The organism is Sphingobacterium hungaricum (assembly GCF_015210005.1).
Lineage (GTDB): Bacteria > Bacteroidota > Bacteroidia > Sphingobacteriales > Sphingobacteriaceae > Sphingobacterium > Sphingobacterium hungaricum.
Map to the genome: position 1 here is coordinate 811,522 of NZ_MU158698.1, position 21,959 is coordinate 833,480.

The following is a 21,959-nucleotide window of genomic DNA, read 5'->3' on the forward strand; positions in this document are numbered from 1 at the left end:
AATCTAAACTCCTGACCAAGAATTAAAACCACCATCCACAAATACCGTTTCTCCGGAAACAAATGCTGAAGCATCGCTTAATAAATAAATTAGAGTACCTTCTAATTCTGAAGGATCGCCTAATCGAGAATACGGAGTTCCATTGATAAATTTTTGTGCTCGTTCTGTATATGATCCATCTTCACGGGTTAGCAATGCACGATTTTGATCTGTTAGAAATACACCAGGCGCAATAGCATTGACACGTACTTTATCTCCGTAACGCAAAGCCAATTCGGTAGCCATCCATTTTGTAAAGCCGTCAATTCCATGCTTAGCGACTGTGTAGCCTAACACTCTGGTCAATGGCCGGCTAGCAGCCAAAGAGGAAATATTAATGATGCTTCCACGACCCTTTTCAGCGATAACACGCCCAAAAACATGCGTTGGAATAATAGTACCATATAAATTAAGTTCGATTGCTTTAATCGTATCTTGTACGTTAGAGTCAAAAAGATTTTGGTCAGGTCCAATCGTTGCACCAGGAATATTTCCGCCTGCGGCATTCACTAAACCATCTATTGTACCCCATTTTTCTAAAATCAGATTTTTTGCTGCAACTACTTCTTCTTCATTCAACACATCTGCAACCACAGCGATAGCCGTCCCTCCTAAAGTTTCAACAAGCTTAACGCGCTCGTCCGCTTTTTCTTGACTGCGGCCGATTATACATATTTTCGCACCTGCTTCGGCAAGCGCTTTGACAAAAGATTTCCCCAGAATTCCAGTCCCTCCTGTCACAACAATAACTTTCCCGTTTAAGGAAAATTTTTCAAGAATACCCATTTGATTTGTTCGTGTTTATAATTTATCGAAATCAATATTATCAAATTAATAACAGAAAATAAAGCATTTACAGACTTTTATTAACGAAACCGTTTGCGTTAAATTTTGAGTTATTGGATTAATAAACTAGCTTTTAATAGTATTTTAGCTAAATATTCTATTCCTTTTTTATGAAAAAAGTATTGTGTTTCGGGGAGGTCTTGATTCGACAGCAAGCGTTGTCGGCAGATTTTTTTTCTTCACCAAACAACAAATTGAAAATCTATCCCGGCGGTTCAGAAACGAATGTTGCCGTGAATCTTTCCAAAATGGGAACCGAATCAGCTCTGTTCACCGCAGTCCCTAAGAATGAGCTAGCCAATCAGGCCATTGCGTATGTTAAAAATTGGGATGTTGATGTTTCTAAAGTAAAATGGCAAGGTGACCGCATTGGATCTTATATTTTGCTTTCAGCAAATGGATTAAGCAAAGGAGAAGTAATCTATGACCGAAAATATAGCAGTTTCAGTCAATTGAAAATTGACGATATAGATTTTGAGGAATTATTTGAAAATGTGGACTGGCTACACTGGACAGCTTTAACTCCAGCATTAAATCCAGAATTGGCGGATTTGATGGGTATCGTATTGAGCGAAGCTTCTAAAAGATCCATTTTTATATCGGTTGATTTAAATTATAGAAACAGGCTTTGGCAATATAGTAAAGAGCCAATTGAGGTAATGCCAAAACTTGTCCAATATTGCGACTTGATCATGGGAAATATTTGGGCGTCGAATAAAATGCTGGGCACATCCATTGATGAGTCTTTTGATCGAAACACATCATCAGAAAACTATATTTCATTTGCGGAAAAATCTGCTAAAGAAATATTTACTGCATTCCCAAGGTGCAGACACATTGCAAACACGTTTCGGTTTATGGATTCTCCAAATCATAATTTATTTTACGGAACCTATCATACCGGCTCAACCCATACACATGCTGCCATTCGCGAGACCAATGAGGTCGTCGATCGCATAGGAAGCGGAGATGCATTTATGGCGGGTTTAATTCATGCCATTCGATTAGCTAAAAACCCTCAGGAAATTATCGATATTGCTGTTTCGGCAGGTTTTGAAAAATTATTTGTCGAAGGTGATTTTGGAAACGGTAACTATTAATTAAGAACATGAAAGAAGTATTAGACAAAATTGAACAATATCCAATCATTCCCGTTTTTTACGATGATGATGTGCAAAAATGCAAAGATGTTCTTAAAGCCTGCTACAATGGTGGCATTCGAGTATTCGAATTTGTGAATCGAGGAAGCGAAGCAAAGGAAAATTTTAAAGCATTGATTCACTATAAAAATGAATTTTTCCCAGATTTAAAGCTGGGTATAGGAACTATCAAAACTGCACAGCAAGCTGGCGAATTTATCGAGTTAGGAGCTGAATTTATTGTTAGCCCAATTCTGAATGAAGAAATAGCTTCTATTACCGTTGAAAAAAATATACTTTGGATTCCTGGTTGCATGACACCAACAGAAATTGCAAAGGCAGAACAGCTGCATGTTCCTTTAGTAAAACTGTTCCCAGGAGACACCTTAGGTCCCAAATTTTTGAAAGCCATAAAACCGCTTTTCCCTAACGTGAAATTTATGCCAACTGGAGGCGTGGATGTAGAAGCAAATAACATTAAGAACTGGTTCGAAGCCGGTGTGTTTTCGGTTGGTCTTGGTTCTAAATTATTTCAAAAGCCAGAATATGCTGAAGATTATGACTGGCTAGAAGCAAATGTCAAGCTATTATTTTCTTGGTTGCCAAAATAAAAATTTCTTTTAACTCTTTGATTTAGAAATCACAATAAAGAAATTCCATTTACGTTTTTTAGATAAATACCTTAAAATTATGCTAATTAACGATTATGGTCAAAAGCAAAAACATACAGGTTAAGGGAATAAATATTGTTCTGTTGGAGTATCATAGAGAAGATTATATCTCCTTAACTGATATTGCACGATATAAAGACTCCAATCATACCGATATTATCATTCAAAACTGGATGAGAAATAGGAATACGATTGAATTGTTGGGATTCTGGGAATCAATTTACAATTTAGAGTTTAAACCCCTCGAATTCGAGGGGTTTAGAAAAGAGGCTGGACTAAACAGCTTCGTAATGACTCCAAAGAGATGGATAGAAAAGACCAATGCTATCGGCATTGTTTCAAAATCTGGTCGATATGGAGGAACATTTGCGCATAAAGATATTGCCTTAGAATTTGCGTCTTGGATTTCGATTGAATTCAAACTCTATGTTATTAAAGAGTTTCAGCGTCTTAAAGAAGATGAAAATAATCGACACTTATTAGATTGGAATTTACAGCGTACTATTTCCAAAATCAACTACCACATCCATACGGACGCAATCAAGGTAAACCTCATTCCGAAAGAAGTTACTAAACAACAGGCGAATTTTGTGTATGCACATGAAGCAGATTTGCTGAATGTCGCACTTTTTGGTATTACAGCCAAACAATGGAGAGATGAAAATCCAAACAGCACTGGAAACATTCGAGATTATGCCACATTAGAACAATTGGTGGTGTTGAGTAACATTGAAAGCATCAATGCCTTATTAATCGAGCAAGGACTTTCACAGAGCGAACGACTCGTTCAACTCAATAAAGTCTCCATTACGCAAATGAAATCTTTATTGGAAAACAAAACAGCCAATCGACTCAAATAAATCGTCAAAAAAAAGACCCGCAAAAAATTGCGGGCCTTTGGTATGTTATTAAAAAGCTTAAGATTAATCTTCTTCTTTCGAAGCTAACAATTGATCGTATTCTTCACGAGAACCAACGATAATATTGCTATAAGCACGTAAACCAGTACCTGAAGGAATCAAGTGACCAACAATTACGTTTTCTTTTAATCCTAATAGATTATCACGTTTACCAGCGATTGCTGCCTCGTTCAATACTTTCGTAGTTTCCTGGAACGACGCTGCTGAGATAAATGATTTCGTACCTAATGAAGCTCTTGTGATACCTTGCAACAATGGACTTGAAGTCGCAGGAATTGCATCACGCACTTCCACTAATTTCATATCCTGACGTTTCAAGCTTGAGTTTTCTTCACGTAGTTTACGCATATTCACGATCTGACCTGGACGCAACGTTTTAGAATCTCCTGATTCAACAACAACTTTTTTGTCGTACAATGAATCATTTTCTTCCATGAAATCCCATTTGTTAACGGCTTCTTTTTCTAAGAAACGTGTATCTCCTGGATCTTCGATGTTTACTTTTTGCATCATTTGGTGAACAATCGTTTCGAAATGCTTATCATTGATTTTCACACCTTGAAGGCGGTAAACCTCTTGAATACCATTTACGATATACTCTTGAACAGCCGCAGGGCCTTTGATTGATAAAATATCTGCTGGCGAAATAGAACCATCTGACAATGGCATACCCGCTTTAACAAAGTCATTATCCTGAACCAAAATGTGTTTCGACAATGGAACTAAGTATTTCTTAATTTGACCATCACGAGATTCGATTGAAATCTCACGATTACCACGTTTCACACCGCCTAATGTTACAACACCATCAATCTCTGTAACAACAGCTGGGTTCGATGGGTTACGCGCTTCGAATAATTCCGTTACACGTGGCAAACCACCTGTAATATCTCGCGTTTTACCAGTAGAACGAGGAATCTTAACCAAAATAGCGCCTTCTTTAACTTTAGCACCATCTTGAACAGAAACGTGAGCTCCTACCGGAATGTTGTACGAACGAATGACTTCACCTTTATTATCCAATACTTTGATCATTGGATTTTTAGTTTTATCACGCGTTTCAATAATTACTTTTTCTTTGTGACCAGTTTGCTCATCTGACTCTTCACGGAAAGTTACACCTTCGATGATTGCATCAAAATCAATCTTACCAGCAAATTCTGAAATAATTACCGCATTGTATGGATCCCAATCAACTAAACGTTGGCCTTTCTCCACTTTATCGCCTTCTCTTACGAATAGATTCGATCCATAAGGGATAATTTGTGTATATAATACTTTACGGTCTTCGTTAACGATACGAATCTCACCTGAACGTCCAAGAACGATTTGGTATTTTCCGTTTTCGCCTTCTTTCTCAACCGTACGTACATTTTCAAATTCAATTTTACCTTCGTACTTCGCGATTACAGCAGATTCTGCCGCAATGTTTGAAGCCGTACCACCCACGTGGAATGTACGAAGTGTTAACTGTGTACCTGGCTCACCGATTGACTGCGCTGCAATAACTCCGACAGCTTCACCTAATTGAACACGTTTACCAGACGCTAAGTTACGTCCATAACAGCATGCACAAACTCCGCGTTTAGATTCACAAGTTAATACCGAACGAATGTCGACACCTTCGATTCCAGCTTCATCAATTAATTGAGCAACTTCCTCTGTGATGTCATCATTTGCAGCAACGATTAATTCATTCGTTTCTGGATGATAAACATCATTTAATGGTGTACGACCTAAAATACGATCGAATAATGGTTCAACAACATCATCATTATCTTTTAATGCTGTTGTATAAATTCCGCGTAAACCTCCACAGTCAAAATCAACGACGATCATATCTTGTGCAACGTCATGCAAACGACGAGTTAAATATCCAGCATCCGCTGTTTTTAACGCCGTATCCGCAAGACCTTTACGCGCACCGTGAGTTGAGATAAAGTATTCTAATACCGATAATCCTTCTTTAAAGTTAGATAAAATCGGGTTTTCGATAATCTCACCACCTGATGAACCAGATTTTTGAGGCTTAGCCATCAAACCACGCATACCACATAACTGACGAATCTGCTCTTTCGAACCACGAGCTCCAGAATCCAACATCATGTATACTGAGTTAAATCCTTGGTTATCGTTGGATAAAATATCCATTACATTCGCAGTCAATCTATTGTTGATACGTGTCCAAATATCGATGATCTGATTGTAACGCTCGTTGTTCGTAATGAAACCCATGTTGTAGTTACCCATTACTTCTTCAACTTCTTTCGTCGCAAGATCAATCAGTTGAGCTTTCGAATCCGGAATATTTAAATCTTGAAGATTAAATGATAGACCACCTTTGAATGCTGTTTGGAAACCTAATTCTTTCATATCATCCAAGAATTTCGCAGCACGAGCCATACCCGTGTTCTTCACGATTTCTCCAATGATGTTACGCAATGATTTCTTAGTCAACAATTCGTTGATGTAACCAACTTCTTCAGGAACAACTTGGTTAAAGATTACACGGCCAACAGTCGTGTCAATCAATTGTTCTTCAAATACTTCTTCTTTTACTTTAACGATAGCTTTCACTTTAATGAACGAGTGAAGATCTACTTGCTGCTCATTCAAAGCGATAATTACTTCTTCAGCAGAGTAGAAAATAGATCCCTCACCTTTCATCTTGCGATCTTTATCCGTTTTACGACCTTTCGTAATGTAATAAAGACCCAAAACCATATCCTGAGATGGTACAGTTACCGGCGAACCGTTAGCTGGATTCAAGATATTGTGAGACGCCAACATTAAAATTTGGGCTTCCAAAATTGCAGCATTTCCTAACGGTAAATGCACGGCCATCTGGTCACCATCAAAATCGGCGTTGAACGCTGTACACACTAATGGGTGTAATTGGATCGCTTTACCTTCAACCAAAGTAGGTTGGAAAGCCTGGATACCTAAACGGTGTAATGTAGGTGCACGGTTTAATAAAACTGGGTGACCTTTCAATACATTCTCCAAAATATCCCAAACAACTGGATCTTTACGATCTACGATTTTCTTAGCAGATTTTACGGTTTTAACAATTCCGCGTTCGATCATTTTGCGAATGATAAACGGTTTGTATAATTCCGCTGCCATATCTTTTGGTAAACCACATTCATGTAATTTAAGGTTAGGACCTACAACAATTACCGAACGAGCAGAATAATCCACACGTTTACCTAATAAGTTTTGACGGAAACGACCTTGTTTACCTTTTAAGATATCCGATAATGATTTCAACGCACGGTTACCTTCAGTTTTCACTGCGTTCACTTTACGTGAGTTATCGAATAATGAATCGACAGCTTCTTGAAGCATACGTTTTTCGTTACGTAAAATTACTTCTGGAGCTTTGATTTCGATCAAACGTTTCAAACGGTTGTTACGAATAATCACACGACGGTATAAATCATTCAAATCGGACGTTGCAAAACGACCACCATCCAAAGGAACTAAAGGACGTAACTCTGGTGGAATGATTGGAACGATTTTCACGATCATCCATTCTGGGCGATTTTCGATACGGTCTCTTGAACCACGGAAAGCTTCTACAACGTGAAGACGCTTTAAAGCCTCATTTTTACGTTGTTGAGAAGTTTCATTCGCAGCTTGATGACGTAAATCGTATGACAACTGATCTAAATCGATGCGTTTCAATAATTCTTCTAATGCCTCAGCACCCATCTTAGCGATGAATTTTTGAGGATCATTATCGTCTAAATATTGATTTTCTTTTGGTAAAGTATCTAAAATATCTAAATATTCTTCTTCAGTCAAGAAGTCCATGTAGTTTATACCATCCTCTTGTTTGATACCTGATTGGATAACCACATAACGCTCGTAATAGATAATCATATCCAAACGTTTCGTTGGTAAGCCCAATAAGTAACCAATTTTATTAGGTAAAGAACGGAAGTACCAAATGTGCGCAACAGGAACCACCAAAGAGATGTGTCCCATACGCTCACGACGTACTTTCTTCTCAGTTACCTCAACACCACAACGGTCACACACGATTCCTTTATAACGGATACGTTTGTATTTACCACAGTGACATTCATAATCTTTTACCGGACCGAAAATACGTTCACAAAATAAACCGTCACGTTCTGGTTTGTACGTACGGTAATTGATTGTTTCCGGTTTTACAACTTCACCACTTGAACGCTCAAGAATAGTTTCAGGCGACGCCAAGCTAATGGTGATGGATGTAAAATTGCTTTTTATTTTGTTATCTTTTTTGTAAGACATACGATCAAATTTAATGCTGTATAGATTAGTTTGGAAGATGTTGCCATCCTCCAAACTTGTATGCTTTATTAATCTAAAGTGATATCAAGACCTAAACCACGTAACTCATGTACTAATACATTGAATGATTCAGGAACAGATGGTGTTGGTAAGTTATTACCTTTAACGATTGCTTCGTAAGTTTTCGCTCTTCCGACAACATCATCCGATTTCACAGTTAAGATTTCTTGTAGGATATTCGATGCACCAAATGCCTCTAATGCCCAAACCTCCATCTCACCAAAACGCTGACCACCGAACTGAGCTTTACCACCCAATGGCTGTTGTGTAATCAATGAGTATGGTCCGATCGAACGCGCGTGCATTTTATCATCTACCATGTGACCTAATTTCAACATGTAAATCACACCTACTGTAGTTGGTTGGTCAAAACGATCTCCTGTCAATCCGTTGTATAAATACGTACGGCCTGATGCAGGCAATCCTGCTTTAGCTACCCATTCTTCAACTTCTTCTTTTTCAGCACCATCAAAAATCGGCGTAGCGAACTTAACACCTAATTTTTGTCCAGCCCATCCTAAAACAGTTTCATAGATCTGACCTAAGTTCATACGAGAAGGTACACCTAAAGGATTCAATACGATATCCACTGGAGTTCCGTCTTCTAAGAAAGGCATGTCTTCATCACGTACAATACGCGCAACAATACCTTTATTACCGTGACGGCCAGCCATCTTATCTCCTACTTTCAGTTTACGTTTTTTCGCTACATAAACTTTCGCCATTTGAACAATTCCTGATGGCAATTCATCACCTACTGAAATCGCAAATTTATCGCGTTTGAAAGCTCCTAACTCTTCGTTCAACTTGATGTTATAGAAGTGAAGAGCAGATTTGATCATGTCGTTTTTATCTTCATCCGTAGTCCATTTTGTTGGATTTACGTGTGAATAATCCAAATCAGTTAAGATTTTTTGAGTGAATTTAGCACCTTTCGCTACCAATAACTCTTTATAAACGGTATAAACACCTTGACTTGTTTTACCATTTACGATAGAAAACAACTTCTCAACCAATCTCTCTTTTAAGTCTTTAACAGCTTTGTTATGAGAAACTTCCAACTTATCTAAAGCTTTTCTTTCGACTTCTTTAGACATTTTTTTCGCACGAGAAAATAATTTCGTATCGATAACAACACCTTTGATTGAAGGTGGAGTTTTCAATGAAGCATCTTTTACGTCACCAGCTTTGTCACCAAAGATCGCACGTAATAATTTCTCTTCTGGAGAAGGATCAGATTCACCTTTTGGTGTAATTTTACCGATCAAGATATCACCTTCGCTTACTTCAGCACCAACACGGATAATTCCATTTTCATCTAAATCACGCGTTGCTTCTTCAGAAACATTTGGAATATCTGCAGTTAACTCTTCTTCACCACGTTTTGTATCACGAACTTCCAATTCAAATTCTTCAATGTGAAGAGAAGTGAAAATATCTTGTGAAACAACACGCTCAGAAATTACGATCGCATCCTCAAAGTTATATCCTTGCCAAGGCATGAACGCTACTTTTAAGTTACGGCCTAATGCCAATTCGCCATCTTCTGTTGCATAACCTTCACACAATACCTGACCTTTAGTAACTTTTTCACCTTTCGTAACGATAGGTTTTAAGTTGATACATGTATTCTGGTTGGTTTTTTTGAACTTCGTCAAGCGGTATGTTTTTACGTCGTCATCAAACGATACTAAACGCTCATCTTCTGAACGCTCGTAACGGATTTTGATTTCTTGCGCATCAACATATTCAACAACTCCATTTCCTTCTGCGTTAATCAACGTACGTGAATCGGAAGCTACGCGAGCCTCTAAACCTGTACCAACGATTGGCGCTTGTGGACGTAATAATGGAACTGCTTGACGTTGCATGTTCGATCCCATCAACGCACGGTTGGCATCATCATGCTCCAAGAAAGGAATCAATGATGCAGCGATTGATGTAATCTGATTTGGCGCAACGTCCATATAATCTAACTTCTCTGGCTCAATTACCGGGAAGTCACCTTCATATCTTGCTTTAACTTTTGCATCTGTAAAGTTTCCTTTATCATCATACAAAGCATTCGCCTGAGCGATTGTTTTATCATCCTCGTCTTCAGCAGATAAATAAACAACTGGCTCATTTACCACAACTTTACCATCTCTAACGATACGGTAAGGTGTTTCAATAAAACCTAAGTTATTGATTTTCGCGTGAACAGATAAAGAAGAAATCAAACCGATGTTTGGTCCCTCTGGAGTCTCAATCGTACACAAACGGCCATAGTGCGTGTAGTGAACGTCACGAACCTCGAAACCAGCGCGCTCACGTGATAAACCACCTGGACCTAAAGCTGACAAACGACGTTTGTGCGTAATCTCCGCCAATGGATTCGTTTGATCCATAAATTGAGACAACTGATTCGTTCCGAAGAATGAATTAATTACCGACGATAATGTACGTGCATTGATCAAATCCGTTGGAGTGAAAACTTCGTTGTCACGAATGTTCATACGCTCACGGATTGTTCTAGCCATACGTGCTAAACCAACACCAAATTGAGCGTACAATTGCTCTCCTACCGTACGTACACGACGATTCGATAAGTGGTCAATATCATCCACTTCAGCTTTTGAATTGATTAAGTTGATCAAATATTTTACAATCGCAATGATGTCTTCACGAGTTAAAACTTTCGTGTCAGCATCAGTTCCTAATTGTAATTTGCGGTTAATGCGGTAACGACCAACATCTCCCAAATCATATCTTTTATCTGAGAAGAATAAACGATCGATGATACCACGAGCAGTTTCCTCATCAGGTGGTTCAGCGTTACGCAATTGACGATAGATGTGTTCTACCGCTTCTTTTTCAGAGTTGGACGTATCTTTCTGTAATGTATTATATATGATGGAATAATCTGCATTGTTTGATGCATCTTCTTTTGCCAAAATGATTGATTTCACTCCAGCATCCAAGATCAAGTCAATGTGATCTTCTTCCAAGACAGTTTCACGTTCAAGGATAATTTCATTTCTATCGATGGAAACTACTTCACCAGTATCTTCATCAACGAAATCTTCTACCCATTTTTTCAATACCCTAGCCGCTAAACGACGACCAACGTATTTCTTTAAACCAGATTTACTTACTTTAACTTCATCAGCTAAATCGAATAATTGTAAGATATCTTTATCAGAATCAAAACCAATTGCACGAAGTAAAGTTGTTACTGGGAATTTCTTTTTACGGTCGATATATGCATACATGACGTTGTTTACGTCAGTTGCAAATTCGATCCAAGATCCTTTAAAAGGAATTACCCTAGCAGAATAAAGTTTTGTACCATTTGTGTGTCTACTCTGACCAAAGAAAACGCCAGGAGAACGGTGAAGCTGTGAAACGATAACGCGTTCAGCGCCATTGATCACAAAAGTACCTTTAGGAGTCATGTACGGGATAGTTCCCAAATACACATCTTGTACGATCGTTTCGAAATCTTCGTGTTCTTCATCATTACAAGATAACTTCAATTTTGCCTTTAAAGGAACGCTATAAGTCAATCCACGCTCAATACATTCTTGAATGTCGTAACGTGGTGGATCAATAAAATAATCCAAAAACTCAAGCACAAAAATGTTTCTCGAATCAGAAATAGGGAAGTTTTCAGCGAAAACCTTGTACAGCCCTTCCTGATGGCGGTTGTCAGAAGTAGTTTCTAATTGAAAAAACTCCTTGAAAGACTCTAATTGTACGTCCAAGAAATCAGGATAATCAATAACCTTTTTACTTGTAGCAAAATTTACTCTTTCTTTTTGCATATTATTGTTTGCCAAGGGAATAAGATTTTAGTTTAAAAAAACTGAGCTAACTATGCTGCTATTGTTTCAGAATTGTAGGCCAGCATACCTACAATTGATTTGTAATATTATAAACAGGAATAGACTCTGATGTTTTATCAGAGTCTAAACCATTAAAGGTACTTTGCTATGTAGAGATTACTTAATCTCAACAACAGCTCCTGCTTCTTCTAATTGTTTTTTCAAAGCTTCTGCTTCGTCTTTAGAAACACCAGTTTTTAACTCTTTAGGAGCACCATCAACTAAATCTTTAGCTTCTTTTAAGCCTAGACCAGCTAAATCTTTTACCAATTTAACTACTGCTAATTTAGAACCACCAGCTTCTTTCAAGATCACATCAAATGAAGTTTTCTCTTCTGCAGCAGCAGCACCACCTTCAGCAGGAGCAGCAGCAACTGCAACAGCAGCAGCAGCAGGCTCGATACCATACTCATCTTTTAAGATATCAGCTAATTCTTTAACTTCTTTTACTGTTAAGTTAACTAACTGTTCAGCAAGTTGTTTTAAATCTGCCATTTTATTTTGTTTTTGAATTTACTTTTTAAATATTGTTAATTAATTGCAACGATTTTTTTCCTTAGAAGGATCGTTAACCTCTTTGTTCTAAAGCTTTTACTAATCCAGATATCGTATTCCCGCCTGATTGTAGAGCAGAGATAACATTTTTCGCTGGAGATTGTAGTAATGCGATAACGTCCGCGATAAGCTCGTCTTTAGATTTAAGACTAACTAAAGCATTCAATTGATCATCACCTACAAAAGCAGTTTCTTGAATATAAGCAGCTTTGATTTTAGGTTTATCACCTTCTCTGCGCAATTGCTTAATTAATTTAGCTGGAGCTGTTGCTGATTCAGCAAACATCATGGTAGATGCGCCTTTCAACACGCCAACTAATTCTTCAGAATCTACACCTGCTTCGATTAATGCTTTTTTGATCAAGGTATTTTTCACCACTTGAACAACAATGCCTGCTTCGAAACATTTGCGACGAATGTTATTTACTTTAACAACAGATAAATCAGCAGTATCTGTAATGTAAAAATTACCGTAAGATTTAATCTGTTCGGCCAAAGCTTGAACAATTTCTTGTTTTTCTTCTTTTCTCATGATTAAATTCCTGCTACTGATTTAGTTTCAATATGAATCCCAGGACTCATAGTTGAAGAGATATGGATACTTTTGAAGTACGTTCCCTTAGCTGCTGAAGGTTTAAGACGCGAGATAGTTTGTAATACCTCTAATGCGTTTTCATAAATCTTCTCAGAAGAGAATGACACTTTACCAACTGAAGTATGGATAATACCTGTTTTGTCAACTTTGAAATCGATCTTACCGCCTTTAACGTCAGTTACAGCTTTACCTACTTCTGTAGTTACTGTACCTGTCTTAGGATTTGGCATTAAGTTTCTTGGACCTAAAATACGACCCAATTTACCTACTTTTGCCATCACACTAGGCATTGTAATAATGATATCAACGTCAGTCCAACCGCCTTCAATCTTGCTGATGTATTCATCAAGACCTACGTAATCGGCGCCTGCCGCTTTAGCTTCTTCTTCCTTATCAGGAGTACATAAAACTAAAACACGAACAGTCTTACCCGTTCCGTGAGGTAATGTCGCGATACCACGAACCATTTGATTTGCTTTACGAGGATCTACGCCCAAACGAACGTCGATATCCACAGAAGCGTCAAATTTGGCTAATGATATATCTTTCACTAAAGCTGCTGCTTCTTGTAAAGAATACGCTTTACCAGCTTCAATTTTGGATAGTGCCGCTTTTTGATTTTTTGTTAATCTAGCCACTTTCTTAAACTGATTTCGTTAATTAATTGTTCCAAGGAGCATTACCCGATACGGTAATCCCCATACTGCGCGCTGTCCCAGCTACCATTCTCATAGCAGCTTCTACAGTAAACGCATTTAAATCCTCCATTTTATCTTGCGCGATCGTTTGAACTTGCTCCCAAGTAACCGAAGCTACTTTTTTGCGGTTAGGCTCACCTGATCCACTCTTTAAACCTGTAGCTTCTTTTAACTGGATAGCTACCGGAGGAGTTTTGATGATAAAATCAAAAGATTTGTCGCTGTAAACTGTAATGACAACAGGCAATACTTTACCTGGTTTGTCTTGCGTACGAGCATTGAATTGCTTACAGAAATCCATGATGTTCACACCTTTAGCACCTAATGCAGGTCCTACTGGAGGAGACGGATTGGCTGCGCCACCCTTTACTTGTAATTTTACTAACGCACTGACGTCTTTTGCCATTTTGTTTTGAATTTAATTGTGTTAAATGTCTGTTAGTAAGTTGGAAGCTAAAAACGTAACATTTATTTCTCGTTTACACTCAAATTGAGCACAAACGAGGTGCAAAGATAAACAATCTTTCTGATATAAAAAACACTTTTTTACAAATGATTTTTATTGCTTGGCTTAAGTCTCCGCCACAATTGTGCCATTGTTGGTTAGATGCTGTAAAATGCAGCAATTATTTAACTCCAATGAGCTTTTCGGTTTTCGTCAAAAACTTTTCTACGGCCGAATTGATATCTAAACCTGTTCTTTCTGCCAGGATAATTAACCACCATATATTCTCACCTAATTTATGCTCCAACTCATCTTGGGCGTTAGATTTAGACCAAGTTTTTTCAAACGACATCACATCTCTCCCAATCAGGCCTGCATCGGTTAAATAGGCTAAAGCATCTTGTTCCAAAGTCCACTCCTTTCCATTGCTCTGCATTTCTAGTTCGTGGTATCGTTTGCGAATCGCTAATGAGCGTTCGACTATTTCATTCAAATTGACTTCCATCTTCTGATTTCTTATGCTAAATGTTTTATTAGCTTAGCTAAGTTAGAATTATTTGGAATGATGAACTCCTATAGATTTCGCATCTGCGAGATAATGACACTGGCAGTATAAATTAACAAAAAGAACGAGTAAAATTCTATTGGCTAAAATAATAGGTGAAAATAGCTGGAGTCATTTCACTCTTTCAAAATTAGAAAGAAACGTTTTCTTTTTTCGATTGCTTAATCAACAAAAAATGCGACATAAAAACTATGGGAACTATGCAGGTCGGCAAGAAAGAATATGGAAATTCCAATAAAGCAACATTGGGTTGGCTGAAAGCAAGTAGCTGAATGGGCAATGGCGAAGATAGGATTGCTAAAGAAACAATTATTAGCAAAAAAACTATTCCTGCAATATTCCAAGCAACAAGAAATTTTGGGCTGATTTTTCGCTTTAAAATTTGCTGATAGCCCATAATAATTAATGCAGAGAGTCCAATCAAAATATCAAAATTGAACCCTTGAAAAGTCATTAAGGTCGGAATCTTGCCTTGAAAGCTTAGTTGAAGAAGAACAAACTCAACTGGTATTCTTAAAACGTGAACGAATAGAAGTGCATTTGTATTCAATTTTTCTCTCTTTAGCCCTTTTAAAAGCAAGAATGTTATCAACGCAGTTGAAATTAGAAAAAACGGAAACATTGTTGGATTTTCTTCAAAAACCGTGAGAAACGAAAGCGTTCCAATAATAAGTTGCCAAAAGCTTAAAACAATCAAAACCCTTTTATTGCTTCCAGTTCCCCAATAGATTAAAAGTAGCGAGAGGAAGGTTAAAACCAAAAATATAATTTGCATCAGGAGCTGGACAAATTGGTATGTTATTAGCCCTAAAAGTTGACTAATGGAACAAACATACTGTATTTCCACTTTTAAAAAGTTGTCATATGGCAATTAAACTTTGAAAAAACATATAGCAGTTAGAATAAACTGCACGTTTTGGAGATTTCTGGCGTATAACCTTCAATATGTAAGAATCGAAACGACAGCAGGAAAAGTAAAAACGCTTTCCGAGTAAAGACTATATAAAAAACTAGTTTTAATAAGTATTATGCTCAGTGAAACTCTGTGCCTTCTCTGTGTTTCTCTGAGTCCAACCTTTAAACGAAGACCGCAGAATACGCGGAGGAGGCACGGAAGACACAGAAAAAAATCAAAATTCAAAAATGTGGTGAGAATTAAAAAAATTACGATATCTAAAAATTATTCCCCCTTTGATTTAAGGGGAATAAGGAATTTAGAATTCTACATCATCAGCTATATTTCCGCCTTGCTCCGAAGCGAATTTGGCAGCATATTCTTGTTGTTTTTGTTGCCTATAATTTTTAGTTGTTAACTGTAAGCGGAATGGGTATTCTTTTAGCCAAAACAACTTCGGTACTGGCATAGAAAAAAAGTCTAAATTCTTTTTAAAAATTAAAAGTTTTTTTGAATAGCCTTATTTATTCTCTTCCACATACTCCAAAATATCGCTCGGCTGACAATCCAATGCATCGCATATTGCTTCCAAGGTGCTGAATCGGATGGCTTTTGCCTTTCCTGTTTTTAATATCGAAAGATTGGAAAGCGTTAAACCCACTTTTTCTGAAAGTTCGTTTAAAGACATTTTTCGCTTAGCCATCATTACGTCTAAATTCACTACTATCGGCATCGGCTATATGGTTAAGTCGTTTTCATTCTGAATTTCAATTCCCTTTTTGACCAGTTGTACGATTAAGAAAAAGATTACCGCCATAAAAAGCCAGACGTCCGCTCCTGCAATATCCAAAGATTCTAAATCAGCAATTCCTGCCCCTTGCTCCTGTAGCCAAATCGCATATTTCATCGCGTAACGCGAGAACAAACCAATTCCTAAAGCCAGATAAAAAAGATTTAAAATGAACTTGGCCAATTCATTGCTAAATGGCTGGGCGATGTTTAATTTCTTGTTGTAAAACATGTTTAAAATTACATAAAACATCAGCGCTTTAAATACCGATACAATTATCATCAGCGATGTCAACACGCAGAAATGACCTTTATCCAGCGCATATAGATTTGACAAATAATCAGATGCTTCCCAGAAATTCTGAACGCCAGATGGATTTATAAAAACCGTAATAACGGTGTTGACAATAAGGGCTCCCGCTTCTACGCACAAGCCGATAAAAATAACCCAAGAAAGTACGCAGAGTACTTTTAAAATTTGATTTGTTGTGATTTTGATTTCCATAATTGATTACTAATTTAAATCCACAAAACAAATATCAGTAAATATTTATTGATAAACAATAAATAAATATTAAATAAAAATAAATTAGATGATAAGATACTGCAAATCAGATAGAAAAATATTCTAAAAGATTTGAAAACTCAATGAGTATGACGCTAGAGTCGAGCAAATTAAATTTCAGATAATTTCTCCATCGCACTCTTTTCCCTTTCAGAAAGTTCTTTTAAAATTAGCGATGCCTCATCTAGATATTTCCTATCCTTTGTTTCGCCTACTTTCATAAATAGACAGGAAACTTCTGTCCATAACTTTGCAAGTTCAGCAAATTCGAGATACGCTTCCTTTAGGGAATCGATTTTGAGAATTCCATCAGATTCTTTCAAAAAATCTCGGTACAAATTCCTGAACAGCGCGCCACCCGTACCACCTTTTTCCATAATACTAGCCAACGCCTTGAATTCAGCTTCTACATTCTTGCTTGTTTCAAACCATTTAATGATTTCAGAACTTGCCTTCAAAATCCCTTTGTATCCTATATTTTTTATTGCTGGACTCAGGTAGTCCTTCGCATTATTCCGGATTGCTGTCTTCAAAGCGGTTTTCAAATCATAATCATCAAGCGACCCTTGTATTGTATAATACAAATTCTTAGAAGACATGGGGCCTTTCTCTGCCCTTGCCAGTGCTAAACTTTCCAGAGAGGTTTTGACTTTGCCTCCTTGCTGTCTGGTGTCAACCAGATAGGCATGAGTCGCGTCGTAATCGTAAATAGCAACATAGTGCCCTGCAAAATGAAATGGATTGGAGAAATAGTCCAAATAATAACAATCCAGTTTTAATCCAACAGCTTTGTCATTGTCAATTAATCGTTTCACATTTTCCCAGGCTTTCTGTTTAGATGATGTTTCGTTGACTGTTAGCTCAAGATTGAGGTTTTTAACTAAGTTTTCGGTCAACAAATCGGTTTTTATTCTACCTCCAAAGAATGGAAAATCCATTGTTTTCATATTCCAAAAGATAAAACCAAGTCCTTGACCCAAACCAAATAATAGGGGTTCAGAAAGTTCAATCCCGATGTTCTTCAATAGCGTTCCAGTTGCTGTTGTTTCACAATGTTGCCCGTCAAAAGGTTTGATAAATCTTGCTTTCATTCTATTTTTTTCAAAAAGTAACAATGGAACTTGACAACAGTATGTCTCGAGGGAATTTATTTGTGAAACTTTTTAATCATGGAATAGATTATAAGGCTTCGTTATGGGCAATAGCTGAAATGGATTGAATCTGCTTGAGCATTTCTTTTAGTTAACTATTTTTTCACGGCAATTCTTCTATAAAATGCCAGCAAACCCCTGCGATATCAATTATATTGACTTCCTTTCCGTAAGGCTGTTCTATAGGTTGTCCGATGGCTGGAATGCCAAATTTTTCAGAAAGATTCTTTTTGCTTATTTCATTCCAAAATTCATTGATATCGGCCACCTTAATTGACAACATCAAATTTTCGGCGAATGATTTATTGTCGTATTTCTGTAGAATAAATTTGCAGTTGCCATTCTGAAAACCAACAAGCTCTCCTCCATCCCATTCTATTACAAAACCAAGTTCCTGAAATAGCTGTTTTGATTTTTCAAAATCTTTTCCTGACGGAATAAACGGTTCAATCGACAAATAATTCATGATTATTTTAATTTGGTTGTTCTAATTTAAGGTTTTATTACTTATCAAAAATCGAATTCGGCTTACTATCACTAATAGGGATTTGATTTTTTCAACTATCCGGCGTTTTCTACTTCTTTAGCTTAGCGACCTGTATTTCAATAAATTTCGGTAAGTAATTTGGCGTACAGTTCTTCGCCACGATTTCGTCTTTGTAAAGTCCCGTTCGCTCACCCAAATTAATGCATCTCGAACGGTAGCTTTCTTGAAAAATTCCGATTTGAGCTGTCGCAAAATTCATCGCCCATTGAACTTCTGAAACTTCTGTTTCAATTCTATCTTCAATCTTGGAGAGCAACTCTTCTGTGTTTGGAGGTGGAGTCTGTCCGACCCATCGCAGTCGAGCTTGATGGTACCAAAATAGTCTTCTTAAAAGTGCTGATGGATTACTTTCCCAACTTTCCATTAATGCAATTGTGTTTTTGTCTTTGGAAAGCTGGTTTGCCATTAACCAGTCGATAAGCTGAAGCCTTTCGTCTTCACTATGCTGGCGAATATCTTTTTCAAGCTCGTCTATGATTTCTTGAGAAAGAAGCTTTTTGTCCATGATTAAAATCGCTAATTGACGAGCTAAATAGTCTCCAGATGACCAAAGCTCCATTGCCAATGCATGGTCTGTCTTGATATCGTTCGCAATTTTTCTTAGGTCACCAAGTTTGGTGCCCTGAACGCTAATCTGTGCGAGTATTTTTTCTGCTTTCGTTGATTCTTTCATCCTTAGCTAAAGTTTAAGAAGCTTTGTGCAATCCTATTCCAGTTCCATATTTAAGGATGTTATACCGTCTGGACTTCCAATAGTTAAGCGTCCAAATTACCATTCTTGTTTTCAAGTCTATTTCAACCAATAAAGTCGTATAAAAATTCAATACTTTGTTGCTATGCGCTTAGTTTTAGACGTTATATATGCTAAAACACCCGTAGTCGGTTCTTGCTCCTAACTGATTTCCCACGAATTTGATTTTACAGGTTTTTACAAGGTGTTCAATCTTAAAACTATGCACGTGTTTTTTATTGCTGAAATCGAATACATGGGCATTTGCTCGCTGAAGAAGAACTAATTTTGTTTGGTCTTTGTTAAAGCAAAAAGCATTTACCTCTTTTGTATATTCCGGGATTTCCAATTCTTTAATCTGGATTTCTTTATTTGTAGAAAGGTCAAAGTAGTGCATTCCCCAAGTTCCGTATTGTTCCCTGGCAACTAGCAGTTTGTTATTATCAGCAAATTCAAGTTGGTTCAGCAGTTGAAAATCAGCGACAATCGTATTCAGAATATCTCCAGTTATTGCGTCTATAATCTGAATTTCTCCAACTTTGTTATGAAATGCCAACAACTTGCCATCTTTGGACAATTTCCCGCAGAAAGGAGAACTGCCTTTTACTATTTCTACTTCATAGGCTTTTGAATGCAACACCTTATTTTGGTTATCCATTACCGTTAATTGATTCAGTGTAGCGAAAGCTGATTTATCATCTGCTACCGAAACAAAACTGTCAATACTGCTTTTTTCTTTCCCCAGATTATTGATTTTCCCATTCTCAATAGTTAATTCATAAATGAAATGGTCAATATCTAAAAGCAATGAATTCGTCTTTTCTCGGTATTCAATATCCCAAGCTAAGGGCTTCGGCAATTCTATTGTTTTCAGAATAGTTCCATCTCCATCAATGAGCTGAAGCAAACCTGTAATTTCGTCATCTTCCACCCTATCTTCATAAACAAACACGCCTTCTGGAGAACCCGCAAACGATAATGCGCCGGTATAAGCCCCGCCAATAAATTTGTGCAAAACAGGCTGTCCCACTTGCGTGCTTTCACTGTTCAGGACAAATCCTTCTTTCAACGCTTCCCACTCTTTCTTATAAAAGTTTTTCAACGCATCTTCTTTGCTTGAAAATTCCTTCTCGCTCGCTCTTAGTTTGCCAATTTTTCCACTTTCAGAAATCAGGGTTTTACTTCTTAGCGTTAGATTGATTATCTTTTCTGAATTAGTGTCAACGAGCTGATGCTTTATTTCTTTCATCTGATTTTGTTCACTTTATAAAATGGTGCGACGTCTATTTTGAAGAACAGTTTAGGTTTTGATTGAATTACTCGTTTAGGATTGCCCCCATTCAAATTTACAATTCTCAAAATTTAAATTCTTCAAATCCTCCTTTGGAATTGTAACGCTAAAAACGCCGTCGTCGTTAAATCCATTTTCTCCAATCTGCAAAAGCAGGATAGTATCCGAAAACGTAATTTCTTCAATCTCTTCCTGACTGTATTGGCAATGGGTATAAATTCCGAATATTTTCGACTTTTCAGTACCCAGAAAATAATCCCACACCTGCCCGTCTTCGTCTACATCCTCGTCATCATATTCAGGCTCTTTGAAACGTTCTTCCAAGGTTTCTGTCTCCGCAATTATTTGGTCAACTAAAACACCTGAATAAAAATTATCTTCATGCTCCCTGGTAATTCTAACTAATTTTTCATTTGGAACATCCGCATAGATTACTTTTCCTTTCTCTTCCATTAAATCAGCAAAGAAAATAAGCTGGCCTGTTTTTGGCAAAAGTCCAGACTTGTCAAATGCTGAAAATTTTGATAAATCGAGTTGCCCTGCAAACTGTAAGTCTTGTGGATATTCGACTCCATTAGGCAAATCCACCACAGGCCCTCCATAACGAGAATGCCCTAAAGGAATTTCAATTTCCGTGTGCTTTACATAATTTTCGGGCATCCAGCTTTCATGTTCCATTGAAGCTGGATAGTACTGTCTTTTATCAGCAGTAAATCGTATAATTTCAAATACTTGTTTCTTTCTGTCCATATTTTTTCTCGCTTCCTTGGCTGTTTAGGATTGTTACTGCCAGATTAAAAATAAGAAATTCAAATGAAGAACAGTTAAGAAGTTCTGATGTTTTAGCTTTACTTATCTTTTCTTTCCTGAAGATTAAATACCGTTCCTGCTGGGTCTTGAATCCAATGCATATTTTGAGGCAATTCTTCCAGTTCATCACATGTTTCTACAGCATTTGACCGTAAATAATCAGTCGCTTCGTCAATATTTGGCACCGTTAATTGCAACCAAGTTTCTGAATGCGTGAAATTATCGACGCAATCCAGCCAAATAATGTTGTTGCCGAATTTCACTTCGTGTGTTCTGGAAACTGTTGGATTGCTGATAGGCTTTTCTGCGACTTCCAACTTCAAAATATCTCTGTAAAAAGCGACTGTTTTGTCGTACTTGCTTTTTGGAATCTTGATGGCAATATTGATTCCTGCTTCAAATTTTGGTGTCATGGTTTAAGTTTAAATTTATATGATTAAATAGTTGTTGATTGATTTCTTTGGCTTAAGATAGATAAATTAAATAATTGATTTGTTTTCAACG

General features: G+C 37.2%; 21 protein-coding genes. 3 read left to right on the plus strand and 18 right to left on the minus strand.

The window, feature by feature from the left end; all coding sequences use genetic code 11:
- Nucleotides 1-3: 3 nt before the first annotated feature.
- Nucleotides 4-825, minus strand: coding sequence for an SDR family oxidoreductase (locus C4F49_RS06715; protein ID WP_196935106.1), 822 nt, complete (start codon nucleotides 823-825; stop codon nucleotides 4-6).
- 170 nt (nucleotides 826-995) lie between these two features.
- Here C4F49_RS06715 and C4F49_RS06720 point away from each other — a divergent pair, with 170 nt between their 5' ends.
- The 3 genes from C4F49_RS06720 to C4F49_RS06730 all read left to right on the plus strand — a co-directional run bounded on the left by C4F49_RS06720 (nucleotide 996) and on the right by C4F49_RS06730 (nucleotide 3,555).
- Nucleotides 996-1,985: a sugar kinase gene (locus tag C4F49_RS06720; RefSeq protein ID WP_196935107.1), complete on the plus strand. Its 990-nt coding sequence runs from the start codon at nucleotides 996-998 to the stop codon at nucleotides 1,983-1,985.
- A gap of 8 nt (nucleotides 1,986-1,993) precedes the next feature.
- Nucleotides 1,994-2,635: a beta/alpha barrel domain-containing protein gene (locus tag C4F49_RS06725; RefSeq protein WP_196935108.1), complete on the plus strand. Its 642-nt coding sequence runs from the start codon at nucleotides 1,994-1,996 to the stop codon at nucleotides 2,633-2,635.
- Nucleotides 2,636-2,730: 95 nt separating this feature from the next.
- Nucleotides 2,731-3,555 (plus strand): KilA-N domain-containing protein, encoded by an 825-nt coding sequence (locus C4F49_RS06730; protein WP_196935109.1) that lies wholly within the window; start codon nucleotides 2,731-2,733, stop codon nucleotides 3,553-3,555.
- Between the two features lie 63 nt (nucleotides 3,556-3,618).
- Here the strand turns inward: C4F49_RS06730 and rpoC are convergent, their stop codons facing one another.
- From rpoC to C4F49_RS06815, 17 genes are all read right to left on the minus strand, one after another.
- The gene (gene rpoC, locus C4F49_RS06735; protein WP_196935110.1) at nucleotides 3,619-7,896 is read right to left on the minus strand and encodes a DNA-directed RNA polymerase subunit beta'; all 4,278 of its coding nucleotides are present in this window, start codon (nucleotides 7,894-7,896) and stop codon (nucleotides 3,619-3,621) included.
- A 68-nt stretch (nucleotides 7,897-7,964) separates the two neighbouring features.
- A complete protein-coding gene (gene rpoB / locus C4F49_RS06740; protein WP_418895776.1) occupies nucleotides 7,965-11,759 on the minus strand; it encodes a DNA-directed RNA polymerase subunit beta in 3,795 nt (1,264 codons plus the stop codon).
- Between the two features lie 177 nt (nucleotides 11,760-11,936).
- The gene (gene rplL / locus C4F49_RS06745; protein WP_196935112.1) at nucleotides 11,937-12,314 is read right to left on the minus strand and encodes a 50S ribosomal protein L7/L12; all 378 of its coding nucleotides are present in this window, start codon (nucleotides 12,312-12,314) and stop codon (nucleotides 11,937-11,939) included.
- Nucleotides 12,315-12,387: 73 nt separating this feature from the next.
- Nucleotides 12,388-12,906, minus strand: a complete 519-nt coding sequence (gene rplJ / locus C4F49_RS06750; RefSeq protein ID WP_196935113.1) for a 50S ribosomal protein L10 — start codon at nucleotides 12,904-12,906, stop codon at nucleotides 12,388-12,390.
- 2 nt (nucleotides 12,907-12,908) lie between these two features.
- Nucleotides 12,909-13,607: a 50S ribosomal protein L1 gene (gene rplA, locus C4F49_RS06755; protein WP_196935114.1), complete on the minus strand. Its 699-nt coding sequence runs from the start codon at nucleotides 13,605-13,607 to the stop codon at nucleotides 12,909-12,911.
- A gap of 22 nt (nucleotides 13,608-13,629) precedes the next feature.
- Nucleotides 13,630-14,073: a 50S ribosomal protein L11 gene (rplK, locus tag C4F49_RS06760; RefSeq protein ID WP_196935115.1), complete on the minus strand. Its 444-nt coding sequence runs from the start codon at nucleotides 14,071-14,073 to the stop codon at nucleotides 13,630-13,632.
- 220 nt (nucleotides 14,074-14,293) lie between these two features.
- Nucleotides 14,294-14,617, minus strand: coding sequence for a nucleoside triphosphate pyrophosphohydrolase family protein (locus C4F49_RS06765; protein ID WP_196935116.1), 324 nt, complete (start codon nucleotides 14,615-14,617; stop codon nucleotides 14,294-14,296).
- A 190-nt stretch (nucleotides 14,618-14,807) separates the two neighbouring features.
- The gene (locus tag C4F49_RS06770) at nucleotides 14,808-15,452 is read right to left on the minus strand and encodes a hypothetical protein (protein ID WP_196935117.1); all 645 of its coding nucleotides are present in this window, start codon (nucleotides 15,450-15,452) and stop codon (nucleotides 14,808-14,810) included.
- A gap of 439 nt (nucleotides 15,453-15,891) precedes the next feature.
- On the minus strand, nucleotides 15,892-16,041 hold the full coding sequence (locus tag C4F49_RS06775) for a hypothetical protein (RefSeq protein WP_196935118.1): 150 nt from the start codon (nucleotides 16,039-16,041) through the stop codon (nucleotides 15,892-15,894).
- A gap of 51 nt (nucleotides 16,042-16,092) precedes the next feature.
- Nucleotides 16,093-16,305, minus strand: a complete 213-nt coding sequence (locus tag C4F49_RS06780) for a helix-turn-helix domain-containing protein (RefSeq protein ID WP_196935119.1) — start codon at nucleotides 16,303-16,305, stop codon at nucleotides 16,093-16,095.
- A gap of 3 nt (nucleotides 16,306-16,308) precedes the next feature.
- Nucleotides 16,309-16,866 carry a DUF2975 domain-containing protein gene (locus tag C4F49_RS06785; protein WP_196935120.1) on the minus strand — a complete coding sequence of 186 codons (558 nt, stop codon included), beginning with the start codon at nucleotides 16,864-16,866 and terminating at the stop codon, nucleotides 16,309-16,311.
- A gap of 170 nt (nucleotides 16,867-17,036) precedes the next feature.
- Nucleotides 17,037-18,017: a BtrH N-terminal domain-containing protein gene (locus C4F49_RS06790; protein ID WP_196935121.1), complete on the minus strand. Its 981-nt coding sequence runs from the start codon at nucleotides 18,015-18,017 to the stop codon at nucleotides 17,037-17,039.
- Between the two features lie 163 nt (nucleotides 18,018-18,180).
- Complete coding sequence (locus C4F49_RS06795; protein WP_196935122.1) at nucleotides 18,181-18,543, minus strand: VOC family protein; 363 nt, start codon at nucleotides 18,541-18,543, stop codon at nucleotides 18,181-18,183.
- Nucleotides 18,544-18,652: 109 nt separating this feature from the next.
- Nucleotides 18,653-19,297 (minus strand): DNA alkylation repair protein, encoded by a 645-nt coding sequence (locus C4F49_RS06800; protein WP_196935123.1) that lies wholly within the window; start codon nucleotides 19,295-19,297, stop codon nucleotides 18,653-18,655.
- A 175-nt stretch (nucleotides 19,298-19,472) separates the two neighbouring features.
- Nucleotides 19,473-20,603 carry a WD40 repeat domain-containing protein gene (locus C4F49_RS06805; RefSeq protein WP_196935124.1) on the minus strand — a complete coding sequence of 377 codons (1,131 nt, stop codon included), beginning with the start codon at nucleotides 20,601-20,603 and terminating at the stop codon, nucleotides 19,473-19,475.
- Between the two features lie 75 nt (nucleotides 20,604-20,678).
- Nucleotides 20,679-21,395, minus strand: coding sequence for a DUF1963 domain-containing protein (locus C4F49_RS06810; protein WP_196935125.1), 717 nt, complete (start codon nucleotides 21,393-21,395; stop codon nucleotides 20,679-20,681).
- A 98-nt stretch (nucleotides 21,396-21,493) separates the two neighbouring features.
- Nucleotides 21,494-21,868, minus strand: coding sequence for a VOC family protein (locus C4F49_RS06815; RefSeq protein WP_196935126.1), 375 nt, complete (start codon nucleotides 21,866-21,868; stop codon nucleotides 21,494-21,496).
- Nucleotides 21,869-21,959 lie beyond the last annotated feature (91 nt).

Excerpts from the sequence above, each read along its gene's own strand:
- C4F49_RS06805 (WP_196935124.1), bottom strand. The coding sequence starts at position 20,603 with ATGAAAGAAATAAAGCATCAGCTCGTTGACACTAATTCAGAAAAGATA.
- C4F49_RS06725 (WP_196935108.1), top strand. The coding sequence starts at position 1,994 with ATGAAAGAAGTATTAGACAAAATTGAACAATATCCAATCATTCCCGTT.
- C4F49_RS06775 (WP_196935118.1), bottom strand. The coding sequence starts at position 16,041 with ATGCCAGTACCGAAGTTGTTTTGGCTAAAAGAATACCCATTCCGCTTA.
- rplK (WP_196935115.1), bottom strand. The coding sequence starts at position 14,073 with ATGGCAAAAGACGTCAGTGCGTTAGTAAAATTACAAGTAAAGGGTGGC.
- C4F49_RS06720 (WP_196935107.1), top strand. The coding sequence starts at position 996 with ATGAAAAAAGTATTGTGTTTCGGGGAGGTCTTGATTCGACAGCAAGCG.
- rpoB (WP_418895776.1), bottom strand. The coding sequence starts at position 11,759 with ATGCAAAAAGAAAGAGTAAATTTTGCTACAAGTAAAAAGGTTATTGAT.
- C4F49_RS06790 (WP_196935121.1), bottom strand. The coding sequence starts at position 18,017 with ATGAAAGCAAGATTTATCAAACCTTTTGACGGGCAACATTGTGAAACA.
- C4F49_RS06730 (WP_196935109.1), top strand. The coding sequence starts at position 2,731 with ATGGTCAAAAGCAAAAACATACAGGTTAAGGGAATAAATATTGTTCTG.
- C4F49_RS06795 (WP_196935122.1), bottom strand. The coding sequence starts at position 18,543 with ATGAATTATTTGTCGATTGAACCGTTTATTCCGTCAGGAAAAGATTTT.
- C4F49_RS06815 (WP_196935126.1), bottom strand. The coding sequence starts at position 21,868 with ATGACACCAAAATTTGAAGCAGGAATCAATATTGCCATCAAGATTCCA.
- C4F49_RS06785 (WP_196935120.1), bottom strand. The coding sequence starts at position 16,866 with ATGGAAATCAAAATCACAACAAATCAAATTTTAAAAGTACTCTGCGTA.
- C4F49_RS06800 (WP_196935123.1), bottom strand. The coding sequence starts at position 19,297 with ATGAAAGAATCAACGAAAGCAGAAAAAATACTCGCACAGATTAGCGTT.
- C4F49_RS06715 (WP_196935106.1), bottom strand. The coding sequence starts at position 825 with ATGGGTATTCTTGAAAAATTTTCCTTAAACGGGAAAGTTATTGTTGTG.
- rplL (WP_196935112.1), bottom strand. The coding sequence starts at position 12,314 with ATGGCAGATTTAAAACAACTTGCTGAACAGTTAGTTAACTTAACAGTA.
- rplJ (WP_196935113.1), bottom strand. The coding sequence starts at position 12,906 with ATGAGAAAAGAAGAAAAACAAGAAATTGTTCAAGCTTTGGCCGAACAG.
- C4F49_RS06780 (WP_196935119.1), bottom strand. The coding sequence starts at position 16,305 with ATGCCGATAGTAGTGAATTTAGACGTAATGATGGCTAAGCGAAAAATG.
- C4F49_RS06765 (WP_196935116.1), bottom strand. The coding sequence starts at position 14,617 with ATGGAAGTCAATTTGAATGAAATAGTCGAACGCTCATTAGCGATTCGC.
- C4F49_RS06770 (WP_196935117.1), bottom strand. The coding sequence starts at position 15,452 with ATGCAAATTATATTTTTGGTTTTAACCTTCCTCTCGCTACTTTTAATC.
- C4F49_RS06810 (WP_196935125.1), bottom strand. The coding sequence starts at position 21,395 with ATGGACAGAAAGAAACAAGTATTTGAAATTATACGATTTACTGCTGAT.
- rpoC (WP_196935110.1), bottom strand. The coding sequence starts at position 7,896 with ATGTCTTACAAAAAAGATAACAAAATAAAAAGCAATTTTACATCCATC.